This window comes from Anoxybacillus eryuanensis, assembly GCF_051200995.1.
Taxonomy (GTDB): Bacteria; Bacillota; Bacilli; order Bacillales; family Anoxybacillaceae; genus Anoxybacillus; species Anoxybacillus tengchongensis.
Genome location: NZ_JBPODS010000005.1, coordinates 12245 through 37640, shown reverse-complemented (window position 1 = coordinate 37640; position 25396 = coordinate 12245). Strand labels below are relative to the sequence as shown.

General features: G+C 40.7%; 30 protein-coding genes and 1 riboswitch. Of the genes, 16 read left to right on the top strand and 14 right to left on the bottom strand.

Annotation, left to right across the window (positions count from 1 at the left end; all coding sequences use genetic code 11):
- Positions 1-232: 232 nt before the first annotated feature.
- Together HNQ84_RS07350 and HNQ84_RS07345 are read right to left on the bottom strand one after the other, a co-directional pair.
- A complete protein-coding gene (locus HNQ84_RS07350) occupies positions 233-469 on the bottom strand; it encodes a hypothetical protein (protein ID WP_032101031.1) in 237 nt (78 codons plus the stop codon).
- Positions 460-1014, bottom strand: coding sequence for a DUF3990 domain-containing protein (locus HNQ84_RS07345; protein WP_032101032.1), 555 nt, complete (start codon positions 1012-1014; stop codon positions 460-462). The genes HNQ84_RS07350 and HNQ84_RS07345 overlap by 10 nt, the downstream gene beginning before the upstream one ends.
- Before the next feature lie 219 nt (positions 1015-1233).
- On the opposite strand from HNQ84_RS07345, the gene HNQ84_RS07340 reads away from it, so the two are divergent.
- The 4 genes from HNQ84_RS07340 to HNQ84_RS07325 all read left to right on the top strand — a co-directional run bounded on the left by HNQ84_RS07340 (position 1234) and on the right by HNQ84_RS07325 (position 4453).
- Positions 1234-2676: a protein adenylyltransferase SelO gene (locus HNQ84_RS07340; RefSeq protein WP_435621674.1), complete on the top strand. Its 1443-nt coding sequence runs from the start codon at positions 1234-1236 to the stop codon at positions 2674-2676.
- 90 nt (positions 2677-2766) lie between these two features.
- Positions 2767-3384, top strand: coding sequence for a Crp/Fnr family transcriptional regulator (locus HNQ84_RS07335; protein WP_055441799.1), 618 nt, complete (start codon positions 2767-2769; stop codon positions 3382-3384).
- A 68-nt stretch (positions 3385-3452) separates the two neighbouring features.
- Positions 3453-3641, top strand: coding sequence for a YgaP family membrane protein (locus HNQ84_RS07330; protein WP_435621673.1), 189 nt, complete (start codon positions 3453-3455; stop codon positions 3639-3641).
- 74 nt (positions 3642-3715) lie between these two features.
- Entirely contained in the window at positions 3716-4453 is a 738-nt protein-coding gene (locus HNQ84_RS07325) for a FixH family protein (protein WP_435621672.1), read from the top strand.
- Positions 4454-4478: 25 nt separating this feature from the next.
- On the opposite strand, the gene adhP is transcribed toward HNQ84_RS07325, so the two are convergent.
- Entirely contained in the window at positions 4479-5492 is a 1014-nt protein-coding gene (gene adhP / locus HNQ84_RS07320; RefSeq protein ID WP_435621671.1) for an alcohol dehydrogenase AdhP, read from the bottom strand.
- 233 nt (positions 5493-5725) lie between these two features.
- A riboswitch (cyclic di-GMP riboswitch) is annotated at positions 5726-5814 on the top strand.
- Positions 5815-5925: 111 nt separating this feature from the next.
- Between adhP and HNQ84_RS07315 the strand changes: the two genes are divergently transcribed.
- Positions 5926-7617, top strand: a complete 1692-nt coding sequence (locus HNQ84_RS07315; protein WP_435621670.1) for a methyl-accepting chemotaxis protein — start codon at positions 5926-5928, stop codon at positions 7615-7617.
- A 58-nt stretch (positions 7618-7675) separates the two neighbouring features.
- Here the strand turns inward: HNQ84_RS07315 and HNQ84_RS07310 are convergent, their stop codons facing one another.
- The 5 genes from HNQ84_RS07310 to HNQ84_RS07290 all read right to left on the bottom strand — a co-directional run bounded on the left by HNQ84_RS07310 (position 7676) and on the right by HNQ84_RS07290 (position 11034).
- On the bottom strand, positions 7676-7864 hold the full coding sequence (locus HNQ84_RS07310; RefSeq protein WP_183242750.1) for a YfhD family protein: 189 nt from the start codon (positions 7862-7864) through the stop codon (positions 7676-7678).
- A gap of 68 nt (positions 7865-7932) precedes the next feature.
- Positions 7933-8061, bottom strand: coding sequence for a YfhE family protein (locus tag HNQ84_RS07305; protein ID WP_072242748.1), 129 nt, complete (start codon positions 8059-8061; stop codon positions 7933-7935).
- Between the two features lie 94 nt (positions 8062-8155).
- Entirely contained in the window at positions 8156-8713 is a 558-nt protein-coding gene (locus HNQ84_RS07300) for a GNAT family N-acetyltransferase (RefSeq protein WP_339172750.1), read from the bottom strand.
- A gap of 245 nt (positions 8714-8958) precedes the next feature.
- Positions 8959-10086, bottom strand: a complete 1128-nt coding sequence (locus HNQ84_RS07295) for an amidohydrolase (RefSeq protein ID WP_435621669.1) — start codon at positions 10084-10086, stop codon at positions 8959-8961.
- Positions 10087-10125: 39 nt separating this feature from the next.
- Positions 10126-11034, bottom strand: coding sequence for a TIGR01777 family oxidoreductase (locus HNQ84_RS07290; protein ID WP_435621668.1), 909 nt, complete (start codon positions 11032-11034; stop codon positions 10126-10128).
- Positions 11035-11102: 68 nt separating this feature from the next.
- Here HNQ84_RS07290 and recX point away from each other — a divergent pair, with 68 nt between their 5' ends.
- Positions 11103-11903 carry a recombination regulator RecX gene (gene recX, locus HNQ84_RS07285; RefSeq protein ID WP_435621734.1) on the top strand — a complete coding sequence of 267 codons (801 nt, stop codon included), beginning with the start codon at positions 11103-11105 and terminating at the stop codon, positions 11901-11903.
- A 6-nt stretch (positions 11904-11909) separates the two neighbouring features.
- Here recX and HNQ84_RS07280 read toward each other — a convergent pair whose 3' ends face one another.
- Positions 11910-12578, bottom strand: coding sequence for an SDR family NAD(P)-dependent oxidoreductase (locus tag HNQ84_RS07280; protein ID WP_435621667.1), 669 nt, complete (start codon positions 12576-12578; stop codon positions 11910-11912).
- A 157-nt stretch (positions 12579-12735) separates the two neighbouring features.
- On the opposite strand from HNQ84_RS07280, the gene HNQ84_RS07275 reads away from it, so the two are divergent.
- Positions 12736-14382: an L-lactate permease gene (locus HNQ84_RS07275; protein ID WP_435621666.1), complete on the top strand. Its 1647-nt coding sequence runs from the start codon at positions 12736-12738 to the stop codon at positions 14380-14382.
- A 52-nt stretch (positions 14383-14434) separates the two neighbouring features.
- Entirely contained in the window at positions 14435-14755 is a 321-nt protein-coding gene (locus HNQ84_RS07270; protein WP_035048390.1) for a YfhH family protein, read from the top strand.
- Positions 14756-14780: 25 nt separating this feature from the next.
- Here the strand turns inward: HNQ84_RS07270 and HNQ84_RS07265 are convergent, their stop codons facing one another.
- The 3 genes from HNQ84_RS07265 to HNQ84_RS07255 all read right to left on the bottom strand — a co-directional run bounded on the left by HNQ84_RS07265 (position 14781) and on the right by HNQ84_RS07255 (position 16173).
- Positions 14781-14945, bottom strand: a complete 165-nt coding sequence (locus HNQ84_RS07265) for a YpzG family protein (protein WP_006322047.1) — start codon at positions 14943-14945, stop codon at positions 14781-14783.
- 1 nt (position 14946) lies between these two features.
- Positions 14947-15114 (bottom strand): small, acid-soluble spore protein K, encoded by a 168-nt coding sequence (locus HNQ84_RS07260; protein ID WP_435621665.1) that lies wholly within the window; start codon positions 15112-15114, stop codon positions 14947-14949.
- An 81-nt stretch (positions 15115-15195) separates the two neighbouring features.
- Positions 15196-16173, bottom strand: coding sequence for a metal-dependent hydrolase (locus HNQ84_RS07255; protein WP_435621664.1), 978 nt, complete (start codon positions 16171-16173; stop codon positions 15196-15198).
- A gap of 55 nt (positions 16174-16228) precedes the next feature.
- Here HNQ84_RS07255 and mutY point away from each other — a divergent pair, with 55 nt between their 5' ends.
- A complete protein-coding gene (gene mutY, locus HNQ84_RS07250; protein WP_435621663.1) occupies positions 16229-17317 on the top strand; it encodes an A/G-specific adenine glycosylase in 1089 nt (362 codons plus the stop codon).
- Between the two features lie 12 nt (positions 17318-17329).
- On the opposite strand, the gene yfhS is transcribed toward mutY, so the two are convergent.
- Complete coding sequence (gene yfhS / locus HNQ84_RS07245) at positions 17330-17554, bottom strand: mother cell protein YfhS (RefSeq protein WP_435621662.1); 225 nt, start codon at positions 17552-17554, stop codon at positions 17330-17332.
- Between the two features lie 99 nt (positions 17555-17653).
- On the opposite strand from yfhS, the gene HNQ84_RS07240 reads away from it, so the two are divergent.
- The 7 genes from HNQ84_RS07240 to nikC all read left to right on the top strand — a co-directional run bounded on the left by HNQ84_RS07240 (position 17654) and on the right by nikC (position 24217).
- Positions 17654-17806 carry a gamma-type small acid-soluble spore protein gene (locus HNQ84_RS07240; RefSeq protein ID WP_435621733.1) on the top strand — a complete coding sequence of 51 codons (153 nt, stop codon included), beginning with the start codon at positions 17654-17656 and terminating at the stop codon, positions 17804-17806.
- 99 nt (positions 17807-17905) lie between these two features.
- Complete coding sequence (ntdP, locus tag HNQ84_RS07235) at positions 17906-18436, top strand: nucleoside tri-diphosphate phosphatase (protein ID WP_032101057.1); 531 nt, start codon at positions 17906-17908, stop codon at positions 18434-18436.
- A gap of 191 nt (positions 18437-18627) precedes the next feature.
- Complete coding sequence (locus HNQ84_RS07230; protein WP_435621661.1) at positions 18628-19641, top strand: ABC transporter ATP-binding protein; 1014 nt, start codon at positions 18628-18630, stop codon at positions 19639-19641.
- Entirely contained in the window at positions 19616-20584 is a 969-nt protein-coding gene (locus tag HNQ84_RS07225; protein ID WP_435621660.1) for an ABC transporter ATP-binding protein, read from the top strand. Before HNQ84_RS07230 ends, HNQ84_RS07225 begins: the two co-directional genes overlap by 26 nt.
- A gap of 51 nt (positions 20585-20635) precedes the next feature.
- Positions 20636-22240, top strand: coding sequence for an ABC transporter substrate-binding protein (locus tag HNQ84_RS07220; protein WP_435621659.1), 1605 nt, complete (start codon positions 20636-20638; stop codon positions 22238-22240).
- Positions 22241-22305: 65 nt separating this feature from the next.
- Entirely contained in the window at positions 22306-23310 is a 1005-nt protein-coding gene (locus HNQ84_RS07215; RefSeq protein WP_435621658.1) for an ABC transporter permease, read from the top strand.
- Positions 23311-23326: 16 nt separating this feature from the next.
- A complete protein-coding gene (gene nikC / locus HNQ84_RS07210) occupies positions 23327-24217 on the top strand; it encodes a nickel transporter permease (protein ID WP_435621657.1) in 891 nt (296 codons plus the stop codon).
- 29 nt (positions 24218-24246) lie between these two features.
- Here nikC and HNQ84_RS07205 read toward each other — a convergent pair whose 3' ends face one another.
- On the bottom strand, positions 24247-25320 hold the full coding sequence (locus tag HNQ84_RS07205; RefSeq protein WP_435621656.1) for an FUSC family protein: 1074 nt from the start codon (positions 25318-25320) through the stop codon (positions 24247-24249).
- Between the last annotated feature and the right edge of the window lie 76 nt (positions 25321-25396).

Sequence of the window (25396 nt, the reverse complement as noted above, 5' to 3'; positions counted from 1 at the left end):
TATCTAGTTAGCCGTTGGGGTTGTTGCTAACGTTTCAATATATTTTTTCTTCGGTGTTAAGGCATCTTTGAGTCTGAAGTATCTCAAAGGTGCCTTATTTCGAATAAAACACTCTTGAGTAATTTTTATTCTCCACCCAAACACGAAAACAACGTTCATGGATCGTTTATTTTGAGTTTTGGTTACAGTATAAAAAACCCCCAGGGAGCACGCCATTCATTCTCTGGGGGTATTAGTGATTTAAATATTTTTCTAACGCTTCTACATCATTTGCATCGGTTAATATGCTTAAAGCCCAATTGTAAGGAGATTCGTGAAAGCCCATTGGATCTATCATTAACGAACGAACAACATCTGATTTTTGGATAAGCTCTTTTGCTTCTATTTCACTTTTACCAAATTCTTCGACTAATTCGCGTATAATGTGTTGAACCATCATTTTGATATCTTTTGAAATGATTATGGACATGTAATCACCTCCGAAATTTGTAAGTACTGTATAGCTACATTCGTGAGCACGGCTAGCTGATCTTTGTCTTTATAAGCACGTATATTTTTATAATCTGTTGACTGTAACCCGCCGTCTGCCACTAGCCCATAAATCCAATCGTAGTCGCATGGAGGAAAAGAGTGATTTATTTGTCTCATTGTCCATACAAAACGTTGCCATTGTTCATTCTCTTGATCAAAAATGCGATGTTTTAAATTTAACCAGTTATTTTCGTTTTTAACCGTTATTTTAAGTACAACAGGCTGAAAATCTTTTTTCATTCCTAGAAAGTCTCTAATAGTAATTCCTTCTCGTTCAAGCGCGTGTGGAATAGGAATAGGCCTTTCTTTTCTGCGAAGTGCCCATTCTCGAGCTTGATTAAAATGAGTCGTTACATAAAAACCAGGACCGAAGTCCGCCCCACCCTTGCCTCTAGGGTATATTTGAATTCCTTGTTTGGCAATGATATTTGCATATAAACTAATTGTTCCATGATACAGTGGTAACTGAGGATCGTAATACATTGTTAAATTCCCCAAACTTTTTACACTATTATACATTCATTATATCACATAAGATAGCTATCCTAAAGCCAAATTTCTATTGCTGGGCTATGCAAACAAAATGAGCTCAATGACATTCACCACGACAATCCACCTACACAGCACTATTAAGGAAAATAGGATATACTAATACATACAACCAAAACGTTAATTTGAACGTTTCATAAGGGAGGTAGCACGTTGGACGCAAATTGGAACTTTGACAATAGTTATGCCCGCTTGCCTGAGCGGTTTTTTGCGAGGCTTCAACCAACGCCTGTTAGTGACCCGGAACTTGTCATGCTCAATCGTTCGCTTGCCGAGGAGCTTGGGCTAAGCGTAGAGGCGTTAGCGAGTGAAGAAGGGGTGGCGGTGTTTGCTGGAAATCGTGTGCCTGAAGGAGCAGAGCCTTTGGCGCAGGCGTATGCGGGGCATCAGTTCGGGTATTTTAATATACTTGGCGATGGGCGCGCTATTTTGCTTGGGGAGCATGTGACGCCAAGTGGAGAGCGAGTCGACATTCAACTGAAAGGTTCGGGGCGGACGCCGTATTCGCGCGGTGGGGATGGTCGGGCAGCGCTTGGGCCGATGCTTCGTGAGTATATCATTAGCGAGGCGATGCATGCGCTTCGTATTCCGACGACGCGTAGTTTAGCGGTCGTGACGACAGGGGAAGTTGTGATTCGAGAAACAGAACTTCCAGGTGCGGTTTTGACGCGCGTGGCAGCGAGTCATTTGCGTGTCGGGACGTTTCAATATGCGGCTCGTTTTTTATCGAAAGAGGAATTGCAACAATTAGCCGATTATGCGATAAAGCGCCATTATCCGAACGGTGAACATGCATCCAACCGCTATGTTTTTTTACTTGAAGAAGTGATGAAAAAGCAAGCGGCGCTTGTGGCGAATTGGCAATTGGTTGGATTTGTTCATGGGGTGATGAATACGGATAATATGACGATTAGCGGCGAGACGATTGATTACGGACCGTGCGCATTTATGGATGTGTACGATCCGAAGACGGTGTTTAGTTCGATTGATACGCAAGGGCGATATGCGTACGGCAATCAGCCGTATATGGCTGGATGGAACATCGCCCGCCTTGCAGAAAGTCTTTTGCCGCTTTTACACGAAGAAGAAGAAAAAGCCATCGAACTTGCGCAAGAGACGATCGCTCCATTTCCGACGTTGTATGAAACGTATTGGCTACAAGGGATGCGCGCGAAGCTCGGACTTTGCACGGAAGAAGAGGAAGATAAAAAACTCATTGGGGAGCTTCTTCATTTGATGTACACATATCACCTCGACTATACGAATACGTTTCGCGCGTTAACGCTAGATGAATGGAATTTCAACGAAAAAGAGTTTCGGGACTGGTATGTACGTTGGCAACAAAGAATTGCCCGCCAAGACATTACGAAAGATGAAGTACATGAACGAATGCGGCAACACAACCCTGCAATTATTCCGCGCAACTATCGGGTGGAAGAAGCGCTTTCGGCAGCGGTCGAGTATGGGGACGATACGGTCATGGAGCGACTGCTTCACGTGTTGAAATATCCGTATGCCTACACGAAAGAGCAAGAAGAATACGCCAAGCCCCCTGCACCGTCTGCCCGACCGTATCGGACGTTTTGTGGGACTTAGAAAACTTCTCTTATTTTAGGGAAGTTTTTTTGTATGGAAAGGGGCGGTTGATACGTTGTAATATTATTAAGAAAGGAGAGGGGAGAAATATTGTTTCCATTTTTGTACGATAACTTATACATAAACGTAAAGCTCCCGAAAGGAACCGTTGTTTTTCGGGAGGGGGATATGTGTGAACATGTAGCATTCATCGTTTCTGGCGTCATCCGAGTAGCAAAGATTGGAGAAAACGGAAAAGAAGTCAATTTATATCGTGTTTGTCGTGGAGAGTCATGCGTGTTGACCATTTCAAGTGTATTGTCGCATTCACCTTTTCCAGCTACTGCAATTGTGGAAGAAGATGCGGAAGCGATAATCGTTCCAAAAGATACGTTTGCAACGATGATGGCAACAAACACACAGCTACAAACGTTTGTTTATGATATGATGATGAATCGGTTTATGGCGATGATGCAAATGATCGAGCATATAGTATTTGAAAAAATGGATAAGCGTCTCATTGAATTTTTGCTTGACAGATGCAAGAAAAATAAAACAAATATGATCGAGATGACGCATGAGCACATTGCGATCGAGCTTGGAACAGCGCGTGAAGTTGTCAGCCGCATTTTAAAACAGCTCGAGCGAGAAGGATACGTTCAACTCGCGCGTGGGAAAGTAAAAATTGTGGACAAAGAGAGACTATGTGACAAATTTGCGACAATGTGATTTTATCACGGAGCGATTCGCTTTTTTCCTCTATGATAAAGATAGAAAGGTGAGGGGAGGAAGAGAAAATGAAAGCGAATGTTGGTTCAGTTGATCGCATGATTCGTTTCATATTAGGTATTGCGTTATTAGGATTATTTTTCCTCGAAGGAAATATCAAATATGTTGGCATTTTAGGAGTTGTTCTGATTGCTACGGCATTTATAAGATTTTGTCCGCTCTATGTACCGTTTCGAATCAGCACAACGAAAAAATAGCCTAGGCAAATGCTTGGGCTATTTTTTTCTGTTTGTTATAATGAATTGTGCATGAAGTGGAATGGAGGAAAAAAATGAAGAAATTAGCATGGATAGTTATTTCGCTTATGTTCATTTTTAGTGGCTGTACGTCACCACAAGATGCACCAAAAAACGAAAAAGAACCGCCTAAGCAAATCGAGGTCGTATTTCAAACAAACCCTAAAGTGATTTATGTTAATGAGCCGACGACGCTTCAAGTTGTCGTTACAGATGGAGAAAAACCGATTGAACATGCGAGTGATGTCCAATTTGAAATTAGACGAAAAGGGGAAGAACATGACGAGATGATCACTGCGCGACACAAAGGAAACGGTGTATATGTTGCTGAGAAAACGTTTGCGGCTGATGGAGTGTATGTTGTTACATATCATGTGACGGCGAATAATTCGCATCGTATGGAAAAAAATGAAGTTCGTGTAGAGCAAAAGCAAGGAGCAACAACCCAAGCACGAAAGCAATCCAATCATTCGCATACACACGAACATCGTGTGTATATGACATTTTCGCCAAAAGAAGCAAAACAAAATGAACGTACGACGTTTCAGGTGCAAATGGTATACGATGAAAAACCGTTAACGGAAGGGCAAGTAACGATGGAATATTGGAAGGGAGAAGATAAGAAACATACATATGTTACAATGAATGAACAAGGAAATGGAACGTATGTTGCTGAAGTTTCATTCGCATCTTCAGGAATTTATCAGTTTCGCGTGCATGTCATTAAGGAAGACCTTCATGACCATCAAGTATTTTCTGTTGAAATCAAATAAGAAGGCGCTCATAGACGCCTTCTTTTTAATCTACTTTTAACACGACGCGGCCGTTAATTTGCCCTTTTAACATACGATCGAATACGTCGTTAATGTTTTCAAGTGGTTGCACTTCGACAATTGTTTTTACTTTCCCTTCTGCCGCAAATTGAAGTGCCTCTTGTAAATCTTTGCGCGTACCAACGATGGAACCAATAATTCTTACTCCATTTAACACAGTATCGAAAATTGGAATAGGCATTTCTTCAGGTGGCAATCCGACAAGTACGCAAGCGCCACCACGACGAATAGCTTTGTAGGCCGATTCAAACGCTGCTTTTGATACAGCTGTCACGACAGCCGCATGCACACCGCCAATTTTTTCTTTCATCCATTGCGCTGCATCTTCAAGTTTTGGATTAACGACAAGATCAGCACCAAGCTGTTTAGCTAATTCAAGTTTTTCATCGCCTAAATCGACAGCGACGACGTTTAATCCCATTGCTTTTGCATATTGAACAGCGACGTGTCCAAGCCCGCCGATACCGTAAATCGCTACCCATTCACCTGGTTTTGCGCCTGTTACTTTGAGCGCTTTATATGTTGTTACACCAGCGCAAAAGATTGGAGCGGCTTCTTCAAACGATAAGTTATCAGGAATTTTTACGACATAATCGGCTGCAGCACGGCAATATTCAGCATAACCACCATCAACGGAATAGCCAGCGTTTTGTTGACGTTCGCATAATGTTTCTTGTCCGCTTAAGCAATAGTCACAATGACCGCACGCCGAATAAAGCCAAGGGATACCTACGCGATCTCCAACTTTTAAATGTGTCACCCCAGGACCTACTTCTTCAATTACACCGACACCTTCATGTCCAGGAATGAGGGGCAGTTTAGGTTTCACAGGCCAGTCGCCATGCGCGGCATGCAAGTCTGTATGACATACTCCACACGCTTTGATGCGTACTAACACTTCGCCATATGAAATCGTTGGTTTTTCCACTTCTTTAATTTGTAGCGGTTCTTTAAATTGCTCTACAACTGCAGCTTTCATGACGAGTCCTCCTTAAAACAAAAAGGGATTTTTTGGTCTATGCAAATTTAATGTAACATGTGCTATTTTTGTGAAAAATAGCACAAAATGATTGTTCAAAAAAATGTAAAAAAATTTTGGATAAAAAGGTAAATTTTTATCTCGTATATTGACGATAGGAAAAATTGCTTTTTTGGTCACAACTACCTACTTCTTTTTTCATAGTTGTTGTGATAAAATGAAAATGTAAAAAATTGAATAATCGGCAAACTACTCGAAAGGGTAGGGCGCAAAGCTATAGGGGCTACGTCTATGTGTATAGATATGCCAGCCAGTTGCCCTTCTTGTGAAGTATAAGAAGGTTCCATTCTCTAGGATACGTGTCGAACTATAGCTGCCTCTATTTACTTTGTTTGGGCAGCTTTTTTATTTTACTAAGACAGGGGGAAGCATCATGAGTTTAACGGTAAGAAAAAAATTAATTGCGACGTTTCTTTCAGTGTTATTGTTATTTTTTGTCGTAAGTATGCTTACATATAATAGGTTAGAGCAAATTGATGAGCAGTATTCCAATGCGATGAAAGAAGGGTTTGAACGAATAAATATTGTTACAAATATGCAAAATGCGGTGTTGCGCGAACAAATTGCTGTAAGGGGATATTTAATTAACGGAAAACCTGAAAGTTTAAATGCATTTGAACAAGCAGCGAGCGAATTTGTGGATAATCAAGAAAAAATGACATCATTACGGTTAGAGAGCAAAGCAAAGGAAGCGGTTGATCGGTTAGTAAAAGCAGAGCAAGACTATCGTGATATTGCGAAACAGGCAGTGGAGTTCAAAAAGCAAGGTCAAATGGCTGAAATTTCACGCCTCATGAAAGAGCGAGGAAATGCCATTACGTTAGAAGTAACTGAAGCAGGTGAGCAAGCTCGGGCCGTTCAACAAAAATATTTACAACAAATGAGCGAAACATTATCTAAACAAGCTAAAGACATGAAATATATGACGCTTATAACAATGGGCATAGCCTTTTTTGTCAGTATTGCCATTGCGTTATATATTAGCGAAAAAATCGCAAGACCAGTGAAACAAATTTCCGATCATGCTGAAAAAATTGCACACGGTGATTTGTCGGTTGATGATATTCATGTGACAAATCAGGATGAAATTGGTGATTTGGCGAAGTCGTTTAATCGAATGTCTCACAATTTAAAACAGCTTATTCAACAAGTAAGCGCAGCGACAGAGCATGTGTCTGCTTCGGTACAAGAACTCATGGCAAGCGCTGAGCAGGCAAGTGCAGCGACAGAAGAAGTAACGACAGCGATTCAAGAAGTAGCTCAAGGAGCAGAAATCCAAGGAAAACATGCAGAAGAAAGCGTGCATGCGATTGGTGAGATGGCGGCAGGAATTGAACGAATGGCTCAAACGGCTACTGTTGTAGCGAACTCTGCGACAGAGACGACGAAACAAGCGGCTGTTGGACAACAATATTTACGAAAAGTCGTTATGCAAATGAATACGATTAACGAATCAACGAATGCAACGAATACCGTCATTAAAGAACTAAACGAAAAATCCACACAAATCGGCAAAATTGTTGACGTCATTGTCGGTATTGCTGAACAAACAAACTTATTGGCGCTTAATGCAGCCATTGAAGCGGCACGTGCTGGAGAGCATGGGAAAGGATTTGCAGTTGTAGCGGATGAGGTGCGTAAATTGGCGGAACAGTCGCGTGAGTCTGCAAATCAAATTGCGCAATTAATTGAAATGATTCAACAAAATACAGGGCATGTCGTCAACATTGTTGAAAAAGGAACAGAAGAAGTGAAACAAGGGACAAAATTGGTAGAAGAAACAGGAACATTTTTTGAGCAAATTTCGCTTTCAATTGAACAGGTAAACGAACAAATTCAAGAACTATCAGCGGTTTCAGAACAAATGTCGGCTGGTGTTCATCAAGTTCATGCTTCTATAGATGAAGTATCATCAATTGCGAAACGATTCGTTGAACGGACAGCTGAAATTTCCGCATCTTCTGAAGAACAGCTAGCATCAAGTGAAGAAGTAACGTCCGCAGCTACATCGTTAGCTGAAATGGCAGAAAAACTACGCGATGCGGTTGCAACGTTTAAAGTTTGAAATACGTATTCATGAGAGAAAGGTGTCCTTAGAACTTTCGGGACACCTTCTCTTTATTTCATGATTTTCTTCTTTTGCTTTGGCGAATACCGGCTGCTTCAGCACGCGCTTGTGCCTCTAAGTCTTCATGATCGGCAAATTCGGCAGAAAACTCGACATCGTGACCGTCTGATTTCATCGTTTTTGGTACTTGTGGCATTTTTGATTTGTTTTTATCGCGCGCTTTTTGACCACGTGAACGTCCCATATGTGTCGCCTCCTTTCTTTCGCTACTAGCATGTGATGAATAGCGAAAAAAATGAATGGACAATGTTGTTAATGGCGAGCATGTTTGTCAGTAAATCCACCTGCTTGATCTGCTCGTTTAAAGTCGCGAGCGTATGTCACTTCTTGTGCGCTAGATAGCGTGCTTTTCGTTTTCTCACGTTTCTTTTTGTCAGTCATATGTATCCCTCGCTTTTGTAAAATGTAACATTAACATTATGAACAGAAAAATAAAAAATTATCCAAATAAAAAAACCTGTTCGCACAGAACAGGTTACGCTTCTTTTAATTGTTGTTCATCATCAGCTTTTTGTTGGCGCATCGCATATAACGTATAGTTGTCCTTTGAAATTTCATATAAGTTATATATGTCTTCACCTTGATTAATTTCTTCCCATAATCGCTTTCTTGTTTCATTAGCAAGGGTGACGTAAGGAAGTTTTTCGGCAGCTTTTGTGGAGCGGACGTTGACTTTGCGAATGCGCATGAAGATCGTGTTGATGGAACGTTCATAAAACAGTTCGTTAAAGAAGGCGTCTTTGGCAAGTTGGTTGTATCCTTTTCCATGATACGGTTTTCCGAGCCATGTGCCTAAAAAGCCAGCGCCATCTTCAATATCAAATAAGTTAATCGTTCCAATCGGATTGCCCCACTCATCTAAAATGGTGCGCGAAATGAGTTCACCGCGTTCTTCGGCTTCGATCGTTTGTTTTGTAATAAATAAAAACTCCTCGTATGAATATGCTTTATGGCGCACGAAAGGGAAGACGTCCGGGTGCACCATAAGCTCATACAACGCTTGACAATCTTGCAGTTCGCGTTTTTTTAACATCGTATCTCCCTCCATTCACGAGGGCAGTCGACCATAGGGAACGAGCCACCCTCGAAATTTTTTAATTTATGCAAATCAAAAAATTTCGGGGTGGGAATCGAACCCACTAGAACCAGCACATTGCTGGTGGCGCACCATTTGCCTTCCCTTACTGTCGCATCAGTATATAATTTTGAACGTATATATTTCGTGTATAACCTTTTATATCATACTTGAAACAGTGTAAAAAATAAATAGTTTTTTTGTTAATTTTTTTTGTATATTATTTCTCCATTTATCATGGTGAATATAGGAGTTGCGAGGTAGTGGAACGGATGATAATTCCAAACGACAATATCGGCATCTTTTCCAATCTCTAAGCTGCCGACACGGTCATCAACTCCTAAGTTGCGTGCTGGTAAAATCGTAATGCCTTCGAGCGCTTTTTGTTCATCAAGCCCTTCACGTACAGCAATCGCAGCGCAAATATGCAAATATTGAATTGGCGTGTACGGATGGTCTGTTGTAATGGAGACGTGAACGCCGGCATCAGATAAAATTTTATACGTTTTCCAACTTTTGTTTTTAAGCTCTACTTTTGAGCGGCGTGTGAGTGTCGGTCCAACGGAGACGTGCAAGTTCCTTCCTTGGAGTTCTTCCGCAATGAGATGCCCTTCCGTACAATGTTCAATGCGCAAATCAAGCCCAAACTCATCTGCTAGACGAATGGCCGATAAAATGTCATCAGCACGATGAGCATGAACACGAATCGGAATTTCACGATTTAGCGCTTGAATAATAGGGATTGTGCGAAAATCGTGCGGCCAATCGCTATATTTAGCATTATAAAACGTTTCACGAAGCATTCCCATAATGCCCATGCGCGTCAGTGACTCTTTATTCCCTTGACTATGCATGCGTTTTGGATTTTCACCGAGAGCGATTTTTAACCCAGCTGGTTGTTTGATGATCATGTTTGCGACATTTTTTCCGTGTGTTTTAATGACTGCTGTCGTTCCGCCGATGACGTTCGCACTTCCAGGCATAATGTGAACTGTTGTGATGCCGTGTTCGATCGCATCACGAAAACCAGGATCGAGAGGGTATACGCTATCAATGGCACGTACATGCGGAGTCATCGTTTCGATTGTTTCGTTTGCATCGTTACCCGCCCATCCTGTTCCTTCGTCGTATAAACCGAGATGGGTATGGACGTCGATAAACCCAGGAAAGACGTATTTTCCTGAGACATCGATCACTTCTGTTTGCTCATCCGCAAGAAGATTATAGCCGATTTCTACAATTTTTCCGTTTTCAATACGTACATCTGCTCCTTTCATCGGAGGAGATGTAATTGGATATACCGTACCATATTTGAGCAATATGTTTTTCATGTTAAACTCCTTTATTTCTTTTTTCGAATAGTGTATTCGTCACGATTGTAGTATGTTCGCCAATGCTCGATCAACAGTTGGAAATGAAAAATGATATCCTCTTTGAAGTAATTTTTCTGGGATGACACGCTGTCCTTCTAACACAAGCATGCTCATCTCTCCTAACAATAGTTTGAGAGCGAAGGATGGAACAGGAAGCCAATGTGGGCGATGTAGAACTTTAGCGACTGTTTTTCCGAACTGTTCCATCGTCACAGGAGATGGAGCGGTGACGTTGACCGGGCCAGAGATCGTTTCATGACGAATAGCAAAATCAATTGCCCCAATGACGTCGTCTATATGTACCCATGACATCCATTGTTTCCCGCTTCCAATCGTTCCACCAATAAACCATTTGTAAGGAAGAATGATGCGTGGAAGAGCTCCGCCACCTTTCCCTAAAATAATGCCAAAACGCATAAATACAGTGCGCACGCCAAGTGCCTCGATACGCTGGCCAGCTTCTTCCCATCGTTTTACTGTTTGTGCTAAAAAGTCTGTTCCCATTGTATCATGACGTTCTGTAAATGTTTCGTTAAGCGATGTACCGTAAATACCGATTGCGCTTGCTTGAATGACAACGCTCGGTTTTTTGTTCATTTTGGCGATCAGATCATAAATCGCATATGTTGCTTGTAATCGACTTTCCATAATTGCGCTCTTTCTTGTTTCATTCCAACGTCCGCTATTAATCGATTCACCAGCTAAATTTACGACCACATCAATAGAAGGCAGTTGTTCATATGGTTTAGCGTCCTCCGCTAGCCATTGTACATAATGAATATACGGATCGTTCTCCCGTTTTTGTGCATTTCGCGTTAATATATACGTATGATACCCGTTTTGTGAAAAATATGTCGTTAACGCCTTGCCGACGAATCCAGTACCCCCAGCAATCAAAATATTCATTATTTTCCCTCCTTTCCTTTATTATGCGTTGTTTAAAGGAAAAAAGAAAGAAAAGGTGTGTTCTAATGATGTGGATTGAAAAAATTGAAGTAGATCGAAAAAATGCCGAACGTTTTTACGTTCATTTTGTCGAAGAAGATGGCGGTAAACAAGTGGTGTCTGTCGATCAAGATATACTAATTGAATATCGAATAAAAAAGGGAATGGCAGTAACCGCGGAGCAATGGGCAGAGATGATGAAAAAAGATGACGAAAAACAAGCGTATAAGTTGGCCCTTCGTTTTTTAGCTTATCGCATGCGCTCGAAAAGAGAAGTGGCTGATTATTTAGCAAAAAAAGACATAGATGCCCGAACGATTGAACGAGTGATTGTAAAACTACAACATGAGCGATATATAGACGATGAGCAATTTGCACATGCATACGTACAAACACAAATGAATACAACGATGAAAGGCCCTTATGTGATTTGTAGAGAGCTAATGGATAAAGGGATAAGTGATGATGTGATCGCAAAAGCGATGGAACGTTATACGGAAGATATGCAACGACATAAAGCGATCAAATGGATTGAAAAAATAAATAAGCAATCGAAAAAACGGTCGCATCAAGAACAAAAATTATATGTTGCGCAATTGTTGCATATGAAAGGTTTTCCTTCGCATATTGTTGAAGTGGCAAAACAACATGTGGCGGCAAATGACGAAGCGGAATGGGAAGCGCTCATGTATCACGGGGAAAAGGCACATCGTCGCTACAAAACATATGACCGTTATACGTATGAACAAAAAATGAAACAAGCATTGTACCGAAAAGGTTTTTCGCTTTCGTTAATTGAAAAATTTTTAGAAAAGAAAAAGGAGGACTAATTCCTCCTATTCCACAATAATTTCTGCTTGTCGTTTATATTCGTTTATAATTGTTTCGGCTACTTGTTTTGGTGAGCGAAGGCGGGAACGGTCTAGAATATGGTTAGAATCGTCCCAAAACGGTGTATTCATACCGCCCATATATACAGCCGTCACAGCGACGTTTGTTTCCGCCAGCTCTTTTACGAGACTTTCGCTAAAACCGCGTACAGCAAATTTACTTGCGACATATACACTTTCGTTTACTTTACCGCGCAAACCGGCTGTTGAAATAATGTTCATGATATTGGCTTCAGGTAACGTTTTAAAATATGGAAGAAACGCTTTTGTCATATATATCGTGCCTTTGACGTTAGTATCAATCATTTCGTGAATATGTTGCTCCGTCATTTGTTCTAGTGGACCGAAATGGCCAATGCCTGCATTGTTAATAAGCATCGTAATGTTGTATGTATGACAAAGTGCTTCAGCTGTTTGGTGAACCTGTTCATAATTTGTAATATCAAGCGGGAAAGCAACGGCTTTTCCTCCAAATGATTCAATTTGTTGTTGAACACATTGCAATGGTTCTTTTCTTCTCCCGACTAAAATGATTTCGTATCCCTTTTGTGCATATAAAAGTGCAAGTTCTTTTCCGAGCCCTGTCCCAGCTCCTGTAATAACGATACTTTCCATGATTTTCATCCTTCCGTATGTGATATATTTACAAAAACAAGGAAAACGTATACATAAACAGTTGTCAAGAAGTAGTCAAATGTCATTGTGAATATATGCACAAATATGTAGTATAATGTCTTATGTCATTATATTACAACAAAGAAAGGGGAACAATATGAGCTTTCTACAAGTGATTACAGCTTCTACACCGGTATTAGCTGTCTTTATTTTTCTTGTTTTACTTCGTCTCCCAGCGGCCAAAGCGATGCCGATTAGTTTTTTAATTACCGTTGTTTTATCGTTATTTGTTTGGAAAATGCCCGGCATTCAAGTAGCAGCTGCCACAATTGAAGGCGTCATTGTAGCAATCTCAATTTTATGGATTATTTTTGGTGCCATTTTATTGTTAAACACGTTGACAAAAAGTGGAGCAATGGATACGATTCGAAATGGATTTTTAGGCATTACGCGTGACCGCCGTGTGCAAGTGATCATTATTGCATGGTTGTTTGGTGCTTTTATTGAAGGTGCGGCAGGCTTTGGAACGCCTGCAGCGATCGGTGCTCCGCTTCTTGTCGCTTTAGGTTTTCCGCCGCTTGCAGCGGTTGTTGTTGCCCTCGTTGCAGATAGTAGCCCTGTTTCGTTTGGAGCTGTCGGCACACCGATTATTGTCGGGGTCGATCAAGGGCTTCGGGAAGGAAACTCTGTTGCCGAACGAGTGCAACATGTTATCGGCACAGCGGATTTATCATCATTTCTTCAAACATTAGCTAAACAAGCGGTGTCGTTTGATATTATTATCGGTACGTTTATCCCGCTTATTTTAGTGCTTATTTTAACGCGCTTTTTTGGTGAAAATCGTTCGTGGAAAGAAGGATTAGAAATTTGGAAATTTACGTTATTTGCAGGGCTTAGTTTTACCGTTCCTGCGTTTCTCGTTGCTTCTTTTCTTGGACCAGAGTTTCCATCGATGATCGGTGGATTAATCGGTTTAGCGATCGTCGTTCCAGCGGCGAAAAAAGGATTTTTATTACCGAAAGAGCCGTGGGATTTTAAGAAAACAGATGTACATGAACAAGTAACGAACGTGCAAAAAAGTGACATGCCGCTTTTACTTGCGTGGATGCCGTATATTTTAGTTGCGCTTATTTTAGTGTTAACTCGCCTTCAAAACTTACCGTTAAAAACATGGCTTCGTTCGGTAAAACTACAGTTTAACAACATTTTAGGAACGAACATTAGCACATCGATTGAGCCGTTATATTTACCGGGAACGATTTTTCTTGTCGTCATCTTCATTACAGTGTTTATGCATAAAATGAAGCGCGAAGATGTGGTGGAAACAATAAAACAATCAGCATATACGCTCATCGGTAGCGCCATTGCGCTCGGAACGGCGGTGCCGATGGTTCGAATTTTCATTAACTCCGGTATAAATGACGCCGGGCTTGCAAGTATGCCGATTGAGCTAGCATCGATGGTCGCAGGGGCGGTTGGTGCGGCTTGGCCGTTAGTTGCTCCTTTAATTGGGGCGCTCGGTTCATTTATTTCGGGTAGTGCAACGTTTAGTAACATGATGTTTTCATTATTTCAATTTAGCATTGCTGATCAAATTCAAGTGCCTCATCATATCGTTATTGCTGGACAAATGTTAGGGGCGAATGCGGGGAATATGGTTTGTGTACTAAACGTTGTTGCTGCCGCTTCCGTCGTCGGTTTAGCTGGAAAAGAAGGGACAATCATTCGCATGACGCTCATTCCGATGCTTTATTACGTATTGATGACGGGAATTTTTAGCCTTATTTTAATCTATGTATTTTAGCTTCACTTATGGTACGATGAACATGAAGCTGTCATAAAGTGGAGTGAGAAGAATGGAACAAAAACGATATAGTGAAATGAGCGAATGGGAATTAAAACAAGAGATCGCCACGTTAACGGAAAAAGCCCGAAAAGCGGAACAAATGGGAATGGTGAACGAATACGCGGTATATGAACGGAAAATTGCGATGGCGAAAGCGTATTTGTTAAATCCGAATGATTTTCAACCGGGAGAATTTTACGAAATTGAAGGGGATCCACAGTCGTTATTTAAACTTCAATATATGAATGGTGTGTTCGCATGGGGCTATCGTTTAAACGATCCAAACACAGAAGTCGCGCTACCGATTTCATTATTAAAGAAAAGAGGTTGACAAGCGTGTCAACCTCTTTCTCATTTTAAATTTTCCGTTTGCTTACTTCAGAATGTAAAATCATTAAACTCTGCGATTGTTGTGTTTCGCCGTTTACTTGCGCATGGGCGTGTTTCGGGTTTGCCCATGGTTGTGGAAAAGGATCGGAATAACGGTTATCATAAAATTTTTTACGCCAATGTTTACCCATTTTATTCCTCCTCGATGTCGCCACGTTGACTTGATGCGTGCATTCGTTCTTGAGGGTGCGTATTAATCGTGCCGTTTGCACGTTTCGATGCGTATTCCGCTTTTGCGCGTGGCTCGCCTTCTAATTTTTCGTTGTTTTGGTTTGGAAAGCTGCGTTCTTTATTGCTCAATGTTAGTCCCCCCAGACGTCCATTTCGTGCTTTCAAAGCACACGTATAGTATTTGTCGAGAGGGATGACTTTACGCCTACTTTAGCTTGGAATAAGTTCTAGTTTTTTGCGCAATTTTTTCTCACTAAAAATCCAACCTGTATATGAACTAACGATATTGAGGTTGCGATCAAGTTGCACAACTGCAACGAACGGATAATAATCTTTACTTCGGTAACGCAAGTCGATGAAACGCACTTCATAATGATCGTCATATTCATGAATTTCCCAACGATATACGGGCGAAAATGACAAAAAGGCAGCTAAATTTTCATCTTGTTTCGCTTTTTCAATGACCGAGATGTTTGGAACGGGACATTTTTCGAAAACGTCAAGCACATCAATCGCTCCGCTTTGTGCTCGCGCAACGTAAAAATGAGTCGATGTCGTCACAGCTAAATGCCACTCATTCCATTTTATTGTCGGTACGGTAATGATTTGTTCGACATCCGAGAACATTTGTTTTAATTTTTGTTTTATCGCTTGTTGTTGACGATAGCGAATGATATAGTAACCAATGAGCACGATATATACGGAAAGAAACGTGTATCCTGCATGGTATCCGCTCAACCATAATACAACACCAGCGACATGGATAATAAAAATAAATGGATCGAATGTGTTAATGATACCAAGGGCGACCCATTTTCTCGAAAAAGGGCGTAACGCTTGCGTGCCATACGAATTAAAAATGTCAACAAATACATGTAAACTAACGGCAATCCATGTCCAAAGTGCGACGTGAAAAAAAGACGTGTCATACACATAAAAAAGAACAACGCTAATGAGCAACGTCCAAACAAATAAGGCAGGGATAGAGTGAGTGATGCCACGATGGTTGCGAATATATTTGGCGTTATTTTTTAATTTTAAAACAGTGTCCATATCAGGTGCTTGCGAGCCTAGAAGCGTGCCGATGAGTACAGCGTGAGCAAGTGTCGGATCATGAGCGATTGTTGGATCTAGCGTAGCTAATCCACCTAATGCAAACCCCATCAAAACGTGTGTACCAGTATCCAAATAAAAGGCCTCCTTTTTCCGATTGAACTTACTTTTAGTTTACCACCTTGGAGGAATGAACGTGAGAGAAAATTTACAACAAATATTGGCACATTTTCATATTGAGTTATTTCAGCACGATTTAATTCAGTGGTTTCAAGCAGAGAAACGTGATTTGCCGTGGCGTAAAGAAAAAGATCCATACAAAATATGGGTATCAGAAGTCATGTTGCAACAAACGCGTGTCGATACGGTCATCCCTTACTTTTATCAGTTTATCGAAAAATTTCCGACTTTAGACGCGTTAGCTGACGCAGAGGAAGAGGAAGTGCTAAAGGTGTGGGAAGGGCTCGGATATTACTCCCGTATTCGCAATTTACATGCAGCAGTAAAAGAAGTAAAAGAAAAGTACGATGGATGTGTGCCAGCGTCTAAGGAACAATTTTCTTCATTGAAGGGCGTCGGACCATATACAACCGGGGCGGTGTTAAGCATTGCTTACGATATTCCTGAGCCTGCGGTAGATGGAAATGTGATGCGAGTATTATCGCGTATTTTTTATATTACAGACGACATTGCGAAAGGGAGTACAAGAAAAAAGTTTGAACAAATTGTATCCCATATTATTGCACATGACAATCCGTCTGACTTTAATCAAGCATTAATGGAACTTGGCGCACTTATTTGTACCCCGAAAAATCCAAGTTGTTTATTATGTCCCGTTCAACGCCACTGCCGCGCGTTTGCAGAAGGGGTAGAAAAACAGCTACCGATAAAAACGAAAGCGAAAGCGCCAAAGCACGTGGCCTTTCGTGCTGTCGTACTTGTTAACGAAGAAGGGCGTATACTAATTGAAAAGCGATCAAGTAGCGGATTGCTTGCGAATCTCTGGCAATTTCCAAATGACGAACATGCTCCGACATTGAATGAACAGGAATTTATAAAAGAAATAAGTGAACGATACCATGTTTTCATCCGCTCGATGGAACGAATCGATACATTCGAGCATGTATTTTCTCATATCGTTTGGCATATTGAAGCATATAAAGCAAGGGCACTTCAATTGCAAATCGATGAGAAAACGACCAGATGGGTAACAGCTGATGAACTAAAACAATATGCTTTTCCAGTCATATATCAAAAAATATGGCAAGCGTATGAGTAAAGGCGTTTGCCTTTACTCATAAAATACGCGTGTTCCATTTGTATATGTGGCTTCGTTTCGCTGGAAACCGCCTCTTGCTTCAATTTCTTCAATAATTTCACGATGCATCGTTTGTCCTTCGGCATTTAAATACGGCGTTACTTGTTGAAGGGCATGATGAAAAAATGCTAACTCGCTATCTTTCCACTCCTGTTTTGAAATCATTTGCAAAGCTGCTAAATCGCGGCCAATATACATTATTCTCACCTCTTTATGTAGTGTAGGAAGCAAAACAAAAATTATTCATATGGATATTTTTTGAGCGAATGATACAAAGTAATAAGCGTGGAGGTGAGTATCGTGAAACCAAACAAAACAGCAGCAGGAACAAACATTCAACATGTTAAACAACAAAATGCTGGTCAATACGGAACAGAGTTTTCAACTGAAACAGATATTCAACACGTTAAACAACAAAACGCAAAATCAGAAGCAAAGAAAAATCAATAACGCGCAAAGGGCATCGGTTTTCGTCCGATGCTCTTTTTCTTCCTCGCTTATTAACGTTATAATAGAAGAAAAAGCGTCGAATGAAAGTAGGGAATATGTATGGATTATCCACAGACAGGGGCGATCATTCAAATTCATAGTTATAAACATGATGGTCATATCCATCGTGCATGGAAAGAAACGGTCGTTTTAAAAGGAAGCGAAGATGAAGTGATCGGTGGCAACGATCGTACACTTGTGACAGAATCAGATGGGAGAACGTGGGTGACGCGTGAGCCAGCCATTTGTTTTTTTTATGCAGAACATTGGTTTAACATTATTGCGATGATTCGTCCAGAAGGTGTGTATTACTATTGCAATATTAGCTCGCCTTACGTTTGGGATGGAGAAGCGTTGAAATATATTGATTATGATTTAGATATTAAAGTATTCCCAAACGGTCAATATGAAATATTAGATCGTGATGAATACGAACGACACCGCAAACAAATGAGCTACCCTGAAATTATTGATAAGATTTTAAAAAATAATATTCAAAAATTAATTCAATGGATTAAAGAAAAAAAAGGACCGTTTGCTCCTGAAGTGGTCGAACATTGGTATAAAAAGTTTATTATGTATGGAAAGTGAAAACGATACATATATTTGTTGAAGACAACGGTTATACGCTTTTAGCCGTTGTTTTTTTATTTTTTGTCAAGAATGATAAAATTTTTTGAATTTTTTTATTGTATTTTTTTAATATTCATGTAATAATTTGAAACGTATATAAAAATTATTTTAAAAATATAAATTTTCTGCATATAAAAGGAGGGGCTTCCGTGGGGGATGAGGTAATTTTACGAGTCAAAAATTTAAAAACGTGCTTTTTCACAGACGAAGGGGAAGTTCCTGCGGTTGATGGAGTGGACTTTTACATAAATAAAGGTGAAATTTTAGGTGTTGTTGGCGAATCAGGCTGTGGAAAGAGTGTGACATCGCTTTCTATTATGGGATTGTTGCCGAAAGGAATCGGGAAAATTACGAATGGAGAAATATGGTTTAAAGATGAAAATATTGTGCTGGCATCGGAAAAACGGATGAAAGAAATACGAGGAAATGAAATCGCGATGATTTTCCAAGAACCGATGACGTCATTAAATCCACTTTTTACCATTGGAAATCAAATGATTGAAGCAATTCGCATTCACCAAAAAATAAGTAAGGCAGAAGCACGGAAGCGAGCCATTGATATGTTGAAACTTGTTGGTTTACCTCGTGCTGAGGAGATAATTGATGAATATCCACATCAACTATCTGGTGGCATGCGACAGCGCGTCATGATTGCGATGGCGATGGTATGCAATCCGTCTTTATTAATTGCTGATGAGCCAACGACCGCTTTAGATGTGACGATTCAGGCACAAATTTTACATTTGATGAAGCAGTTAAACGAACAATTCGGCACAGCAATTATGATGATTACGCACGACTTAGGCGTCGTCGCAGAAATGTGTCATCGTGTCGTTGTGATGTATGCGGGAAAAATTATTGAAGAAGGAGATATTCAAACGATTTTTCGCCATCCAAAACATCCGTATACGATTGGGCTTATTCGTTCCGTTCCAGATATTCGGGAAAGAAAAGCACGTTTATATTCTATTCCGGGAAGCGTACCTAAACCGGGTTCTATTAAACATGGTTGTCGTTTTGCGGCAAGATGTGAACAAGCATTCGAGCGATGTTTTTCCGAAAATCCTGATTTATACGAAGTAGAACAAGGACATCGTGCGCGTTGCTTTTTGTATGCAAAGGAGGAACATACGATCCATGAACGAACCGTTACTACAAGTTAAAGGACTAAAAAAATATTTTCCGATTACAGCAGGTTTGTTTAATAAACAAATCGGTCAAGTGAAAGCGGTTGATGACTTATCGTTCGTTGTTTACAAAGGGGAAACGTTAGGCATCGTCGGAGAGAGCGGGTGTGGAAAATCAACGACAGGAAGAATGCTTTTGCGGCTCATTGAACCGACAGAAGGATCTATTGTATTTGAAAATGAAGAAGTGACGAAGCTATCCCCACAACAATTAAGAAAGTTGCGGCGCGATATGCAAATGATTTTTCAAGATCCGTTTGCATCGCTTAATCCGCGCCATACAGTCGAAAAAATTTTAGAAGAACCGCTCATTGTTCATGGAATCGGTTCAAAAGAAGAGCGGCGAAAAAAAGTGCGTGAGATGTTAGAAGTCGTCGGATTAAGTAGCTATCATGCCAAACGTTATCCGCACCAATTTAGCGGAGGGCAACGGCAACGCATCGGCATCGCTCGCGCATTGATGACGAAACCGAAGCTCATTATTGCGGATGAGCCTGTTTCAGCACTTGATGTGTCTATTCAAGCCCAAGTGCTGAATTTGCTAGAAGACTTACAAAAAGAGTTTGGTTTGACATATATTTTTATCGCTCATGACCTTGGTGTTGTTCGTCATATTAGCGATCGCGTTGGCGTCATGTATTTAGGGCGGATGGTCGAGCTGGCTAACAGCGAGGATGTATACCGCAATCCGAAACACCCATACACCCAAGCATTGCTTGAAGCCGTTCCGATTCCAGATCCAGAATATAAAAAAGAAAAGCAACTGCTTAGTGGAGATTTACCAAGTCCATCGAATCCGCCAGCAGGATGCGCTTTTCATACACGATGTCAAGCATGTATGGATATTTGTAAAACGATAAAGCCAGAATGGAAAGAAGTTGAAAAAGGGCATTACGTCGCTTGCCATCTTTATACATAAGGATGGATGGCTAAGTGATGAAATATATTATTTCACTAAGGGGGAAAAGAAATGAAGAAAAAGTGGTTATTAACCATGCTCACGTTTCTTCTTGTGGCAGCGACTGCGCTTGCAGGTTGCGGCAAGTCGGAACAAACAGGTGGAGAAAAAACAGAAGAAGCTGAAAAGCAAACGACACTCGTCTATGGACGTGGTGGCGACTCTGTTGGGTTAGACCCAGCGACAGTAACAGATGGTGAATCGTTTAAAGTCACGAAAAATATTTTTGACACATTGTTAGATTACAATGATGGAGACACGTCGATTCAACCGGCATTAGCAGAAAAATGGGAAGTTTCTCCAGATGGACTCACCTATACGTTTACGCTTCGCAAAGGCGTGAAGTTCCACGACGGAACAGATTTTAACGCGGAAGCTGTTGTCTTCAACTTTGAGCGTTGGGCAAACGGTAATGCGGATACGTTCCCATACTACGGCTCCATGTTTGGTGGATACAAAAATGATGAAGGACATGTTATTAAAGAAGTAAAAGCGTTAGATGAGCATACTGTGCAGTTTGTTTTAAAACGTCCGCAAGCGCCATTCCTAAAAAATCTTGCGATGGTGCCGTTTGCGATTGCTAGCCCTGAAGCCATTAAAAAATATGGCGATAAATTTGGTGAAAATCCTGTTGGAACAGGTCCATTCGTCTTCAAAGAGTGGAAGCGCAATGAGCGTATCGTGCTTGAGAAAAATAAAGAATATTGGTTAGAAGGGCATCCAAAACTAGATAAATTAATTTTCGTATCGATTCCAGATAACTCTGCTCGTTTGAATGCATTGTTAAAAGGCGAGATTGATATTATGGAAGATTTGAATCCTTCTGATTTAGCGCAAGTAGAAGGAAATAAAGATTTCCAAGTGTTTAAACGCCCTTCGATGAACGTTGGCTATGTTGGATTAACGGTTACACGTGGTCCGTTAGGCAATAAACTTGTTCGTCAAGCATTGAATCATGCAGTAGATAAACAGGCGATCATTGATGCGTTTTATGCGGGTCAAGCACAACCTGCGAAAAACCCATTGCCACCAAGTATTCCTGGCTATAACGATGCGATTCAAGATTATCCGTATGATTTAGAAAAAGCGAAACAATTACTTGCAGAAGCTGGCTATCCAAACGGATTTGAAATGGAGTTATGGGCTATGCCTGTTCCACGTCCATACATGCCAGATGGACAAAAAGTAGCGGAAGCATTACAAGCAAGCTTCGCAAAAATTGGTGTGAAAGCAAAAATCGTGACATATGAATGGGCAACATACTTAGATAAAGTAGCAAAAGGAGAAGCAGATGCGTTCTTGCTTGGTTGGACAGGTGATAACGGTGACGCTGACAACTTCTTGTATGCGCTACTTGATAAAGACAGTATCGGTAGCAACAACTACACGTACTATTCGAACGATGAATTGCACAACATTTTAATCGAAGCGCAAACAGTTAGCGATGAAAGCAAACGTAACGAATTGTACAAAAAAGCGCAAGAAATTATTAAAGAAGACGCACCATGGATTCCGCTTGTACACTCAACACCATTGTTAGCAGGGAAAGCAAACATTGAAGGATTTAATCCGCATCCGACAGGAACGGATAAATTTACAAAAGTACAGTTTAAATAATATTTGTGTTGAGGGAGGGGAGGGAATCCTCTCCCTTTCCATCATGTAAGAAAGGAGTGAAACGTATGTTTTCATATACGATCAAACGCATGTTAACAGTCATTCCCGTTTTGCTTGGCATGTCGCTCGTTGTGTTTTTTATGATTCGTGCCATTCCAGGAAATCCTGCGCAAGTCATTTTAGGACAAAAGGCGACGAAAGAAGCAGTTGAAGCATTGACGCATAAACTCGGATTAGACCAACCGTGGTACATTCAATATATCAAATATGTTGGCGGATTATTAAAAGGAGATCTGGGGGAATCGCTTCGTACAGGTGTGGCCGTCTCGCAAGAAATTTGGCCATATTTGGCGGCGACATTAGAATTATCGCTTGCGGCCATGTTGATTGCTGTCGTCATCGGTGTAAATGCGGGTATTATTAGTGCGTGGTTTCAAAACTCTTGGTTTGATTATGTGGCAATGGTCCTGGCTTTAATTGGTGTTTCGATGCCTATTTTTTGGCTTGGATTGATGGAACAATGGATTTTTGCGATTAATCTAGATTGGTTTCCAACATCTGGACGTGAAGATGTTCGTAATCCAATTGACCCAATTACCCACTTATATGTGATTGACACGTTAATTCAAGGAAATACAGATCAGTTTGTTCAAACGTTGCAACATTTAGTGCTTCCGAGCGTGGCTTTAGCAACAATTCCAATGGCAATTATTGCCCGCATGACTCGCTCGAGCATGCTTGAGGTGATGAAATCAGATTACATTCGTACAGCACGTGCGAAAGGATTAAGCATGTTTTGGGTAGTGTACAAGCACTCGTTAAAGAATGCAATTATTCCGGTGTTGACAGTCATCGGTCTGCAAATGGGATTGTTACTTGGCGGTGCGATTTTGACAGAAACGATTTTCAGCTGGCCGGGAATTGGTCGTTATATTTATGAAGCGATCGGCTATCGCGATTATCCTGTCATTCAATCAGGTATTTTAATTGTTGCGATGATTTTTATTTTTATTAATTTAATTGTGGATTTGTTATATGCTGCGATTGATCCGCGCATTAAATATAACTAAAAAGGAGGGGAGCGCATTGGCTGAACTTGCACGAAACGAAGCAAACATCGTACAAGAAGAACAAGCAACATCGCTATGGAAAGAAGGATGGATTCGCTTTCGGAAAAACAAAATGGCTCTCGTTGGAAGTGGTATTGTGCTATTTTTCATTTTGCTTGCTGTTTTTGCTCCGTTTATCGCCCCGTACGATATGAACGATCAACAACTTTCGTTGCGTTTACAAGCGCCGTCGAAAGAACATATATTTGGAACAGATGATTTCGGACGAGATATATTTTCTCGTGTCGTTTATGGGGCGCGCATTTCGTTATGGGTTGGATTTTTTTCTGTATTAGGTTCGGTTGTCATTGGCTCTTTGCTTGGAATTATTGCAGGATACTACGGACGCTGGATCGATGCGGTTATTTCACGTATATTTGACATTATGCTTGCGTTTCCAAGCATTTTATTAGCGATTGGAATTGTCGCTGTTTTAGGACCTTCATTGAAAAATGCACTTATTGCGATTGCGGTCATTAACATTCCAAACTTCGGTCGTCTCATTCGTTCCCGTGTATTAAGCATTAAGCAGGAAGAATATATTACAGCAGCAAAAGCAATCGGTATGAGTGATGCACGCATTTTATTTCATCACATTTTACCAAACAGCATGGCACCAATTATTGTACAAGGCACGCTTGCAATTGCAACAGCAATCATCGAAGCAGCAGCGCTCGGGTTTCTCGGATTAGGAGCTCAGCCGCCGAACCCTGAGTGGGGGAAAATGCTAGCCGATTCAAAAGCATATTTAACACAAGCACCGTGGACGATGGTTTTTCCAGGATTAGCTATTATGTTAACGGTGTTAGGATTTAACTTAATGGGCGATGGATTGCGTGATGCGCTTGATCCGCGTATGAAAAGTTAAAAAGATGTCCCCGTGTGTCGGGACATCTTTTATTCTTGTTCCGGGGTAGGGACGACATGTTCTTCTTTATGGTAATGGTGAAAGCTCTCGATGAGCGTGTCCAAATGTTCGAGTTGGTGACTATATTCAATAATTGCTCCGATAAGTGGAAAAAGTTGATAATTTTCTTGTTGAACACTTTGTTCGGCGTAATGGTTTAGAAACGAGTGAATTAATCCTTTTTTTCCAGAACACGCTTCTGTCGCAAATTGTGACTGTGGATCAGATTTTGCTTTTCCAATGAACTTCAGCAATATTTGATCATGGTAGTTTAATAAACAGTCGAGTTCGTTTTTTATGGCATCTTGAAGTTCCGGAGATGTATGTGCCAACTCATTTTCTAAACGATGCAGCAACTTTAACGTCTCTAGGGCGCGATTTGTTGCGACAATCATTTGGCGATACAATACGAGTTTACGCGATTTACTATATTTATGTTTACGAAAATACGTCCGTTCTTCTTTATAAAGTAAATAAAGTTGATCAAGTTTCATCATATTTTCTTTTAATTTTTCAATGTCTTCTTTCAGTAAATGATGCTCAGAGGCATGTCGAACATTCATGCGAATCCATTTCAAAATGTGTTCCGTATATTCAACAATTTTTGTATATAGCTTTTTTTCATATTTTGGTGGAAGGAACACTAAATTCACGACAAACGCTGCAAGTACGCCTAGCATAATGGTCGAGAAGCGAATAAGTGCAAATTCAATAAAATGCTGTTCTGTATATTCCATAATGGCAATAACCGTCACAAGTGCGACAGAAATAGAAGATTCTAAACGAAGACGAAGAAACAACGCAATAACTAAAATGGCAGTTAACCCGATAATAAACGGATCGTGTCCGAAAATAAGTGTAAAAACGATCGCGAAAATCGCACCGATGACGTTAGCTTGTATTTGCTCAATTAAAGATAAATATGAACGGTAAATCGTCGGCTGCATCGCAAATACAGCCGAAATGCCAGCAAATACAGGAGAAGGCAATTGAAGTAATTTCGCTAAAACTAATGCAAACGTAATCGCAATCCCGGTTTTAAAGACGCGGGCTCCAAGTCTCATCGTCGCTCAAATTCCTTTCCTTTTTATCATCTTGTGAGAACAACAAACAAATATACATGTTTTTCGTCAGTATATC

Excerpts from the sequence above, each read along its gene's own strand:
- HNQ84_RS07350 (WP_032101031.1), bottom strand. The coding sequence starts at position 469 with ATGTCCATAATCATTTCAAAAGATATCAAAATGATGGTTCAACACATT.
- HNQ84_RS07345 (WP_032101032.1), bottom strand. The coding sequence starts at position 1,014 with ATGTATTACGATCCTCAGTTACCACTGTATCATGGAACAATTAGTTTA.
- HNQ84_RS07330 (WP_435621673.1), top strand. The coding sequence starts at position 3,453 with ATGAAAGCGAATGTTGGTTCAGTTGATCGCATGATTCGTTTCATATTA.
- HNQ84_RS07325 (WP_435621672.1), top strand. The coding sequence starts at position 3,716 with ATGAAGAAATTAGCATGGATAGTTATTTCGCTTATGTTCATTTTTAGT.
- adhP (WP_435621671.1), bottom strand. The coding sequence starts at position 5,492 with ATGAAAGCTGCAGTTGTAGAGCAATTTAAAGAACCGCTACAAATTAAA.
- HNQ84_RS07315 (WP_435621670.1), top strand. The coding sequence starts at position 5,926 with ATGAGTTTAACGGTAAGAAAAAAATTAATTGCGACGTTTCTTTCAGTG.
- HNQ84_RS07310 (WP_183242750.1), bottom strand. The coding sequence starts at position 7,864 with ATGGGACGTTCACGTGGTCAAAAAGCGCGCGATAAAAACAAATCAAAA.
- HNQ84_RS07305 (WP_072242748.1), bottom strand. The coding sequence starts at position 8,061 with ATGACTGACAAAAAGAAACGTGAGAAAACGAAAAGCACGCTATCTAGC.
- HNQ84_RS07300 (WP_339172750.1), bottom strand. The coding sequence starts at position 8,713 with ATGTTAAAAAAACGCGAACTGCAAGATTGTCAAGCGTTGTATGAGCTT.
- HNQ84_RS07295 (WP_435621669.1), bottom strand. The coding sequence starts at position 10,086 with ATGAAAAACATATTGCTCAAATATGGTACGGTATATCCAATTACATCT.
- HNQ84_RS07290 (WP_435621668.1), bottom strand. The coding sequence starts at position 11,034 with ATGAATATTTTGATTGCTGGGGGTACTGGATTCGTCGGCAAGGCGTTA.
- recX (WP_435621734.1), top strand. The coding sequence starts at position 11,103 with ATGTGGATTGAAAAAATTGAAGTAGATCGAAAAAATGCCGAACGTTTT.
- HNQ84_RS07280 (WP_435621667.1), bottom strand. The coding sequence starts at position 12,578 with ATGGAAAGTATCGTTATTACAGGAGCTGGGACAGGGCTCGGAAAAGAA.
- HNQ84_RS07275 (WP_435621666.1), top strand. The coding sequence starts at position 12,736 with ATGAGCTTTCTACAAGTGATTACAGCTTCTACACCGGTATTAGCTGTC.
- HNQ84_RS07270 (WP_035048390.1), top strand. The coding sequence starts at position 14,435 with ATGGAACAAAAACGATATAGTGAAATGAGCGAATGGGAATTAAAACAA.
- HNQ84_RS07265 (WP_006322047.1), bottom strand. The coding sequence starts at position 14,945 with ATGGGTAAACATTGGCGTAAAAAATTTTATGATAACCGTTATTCCGAT.
- mutY (WP_435621663.1), top strand. The coding sequence starts at position 16,229 with ATGAACGTGAGAGAAAATTTACAACAAATATTGGCACATTTTCATATT.
- yfhS (WP_435621662.1), bottom strand. The coding sequence starts at position 17,554 with ATGTATATTGGCCGCGATTTAGCAGCTTTGCAAATGATTTCAAAACAG.
- ntdP (WP_032101057.1), top strand. The coding sequence starts at position 17,906 with ATGGATTATCCACAGACAGGGGCGATCATTCAAATTCATAGTTATAAA.
- HNQ84_RS07225 (WP_435621660.1), top strand. The coding sequence starts at position 19,616 with ATGAACGAACCGTTACTACAAGTTAAAGGACTAAAAAAATATTTTCCG.
- HNQ84_RS07220 (WP_435621659.1), top strand. The coding sequence starts at position 20,636 with ATGAAGAAAAAGTGGTTATTAACCATGCTCACGTTTCTTCTTGTGGCA.
- HNQ84_RS07215 (WP_435621658.1), top strand. The coding sequence starts at position 22,306 with ATGTTTTCATATACGATCAAACGCATGTTAACAGTCATTCCCGTTTTG.
- HNQ84_RS07205 (WP_435621656.1), bottom strand. The coding sequence starts at position 25,320 with ATGAGACTTGGAGCCCGCGTCTTTAAAACCGGGATTGCGATTACGTTT.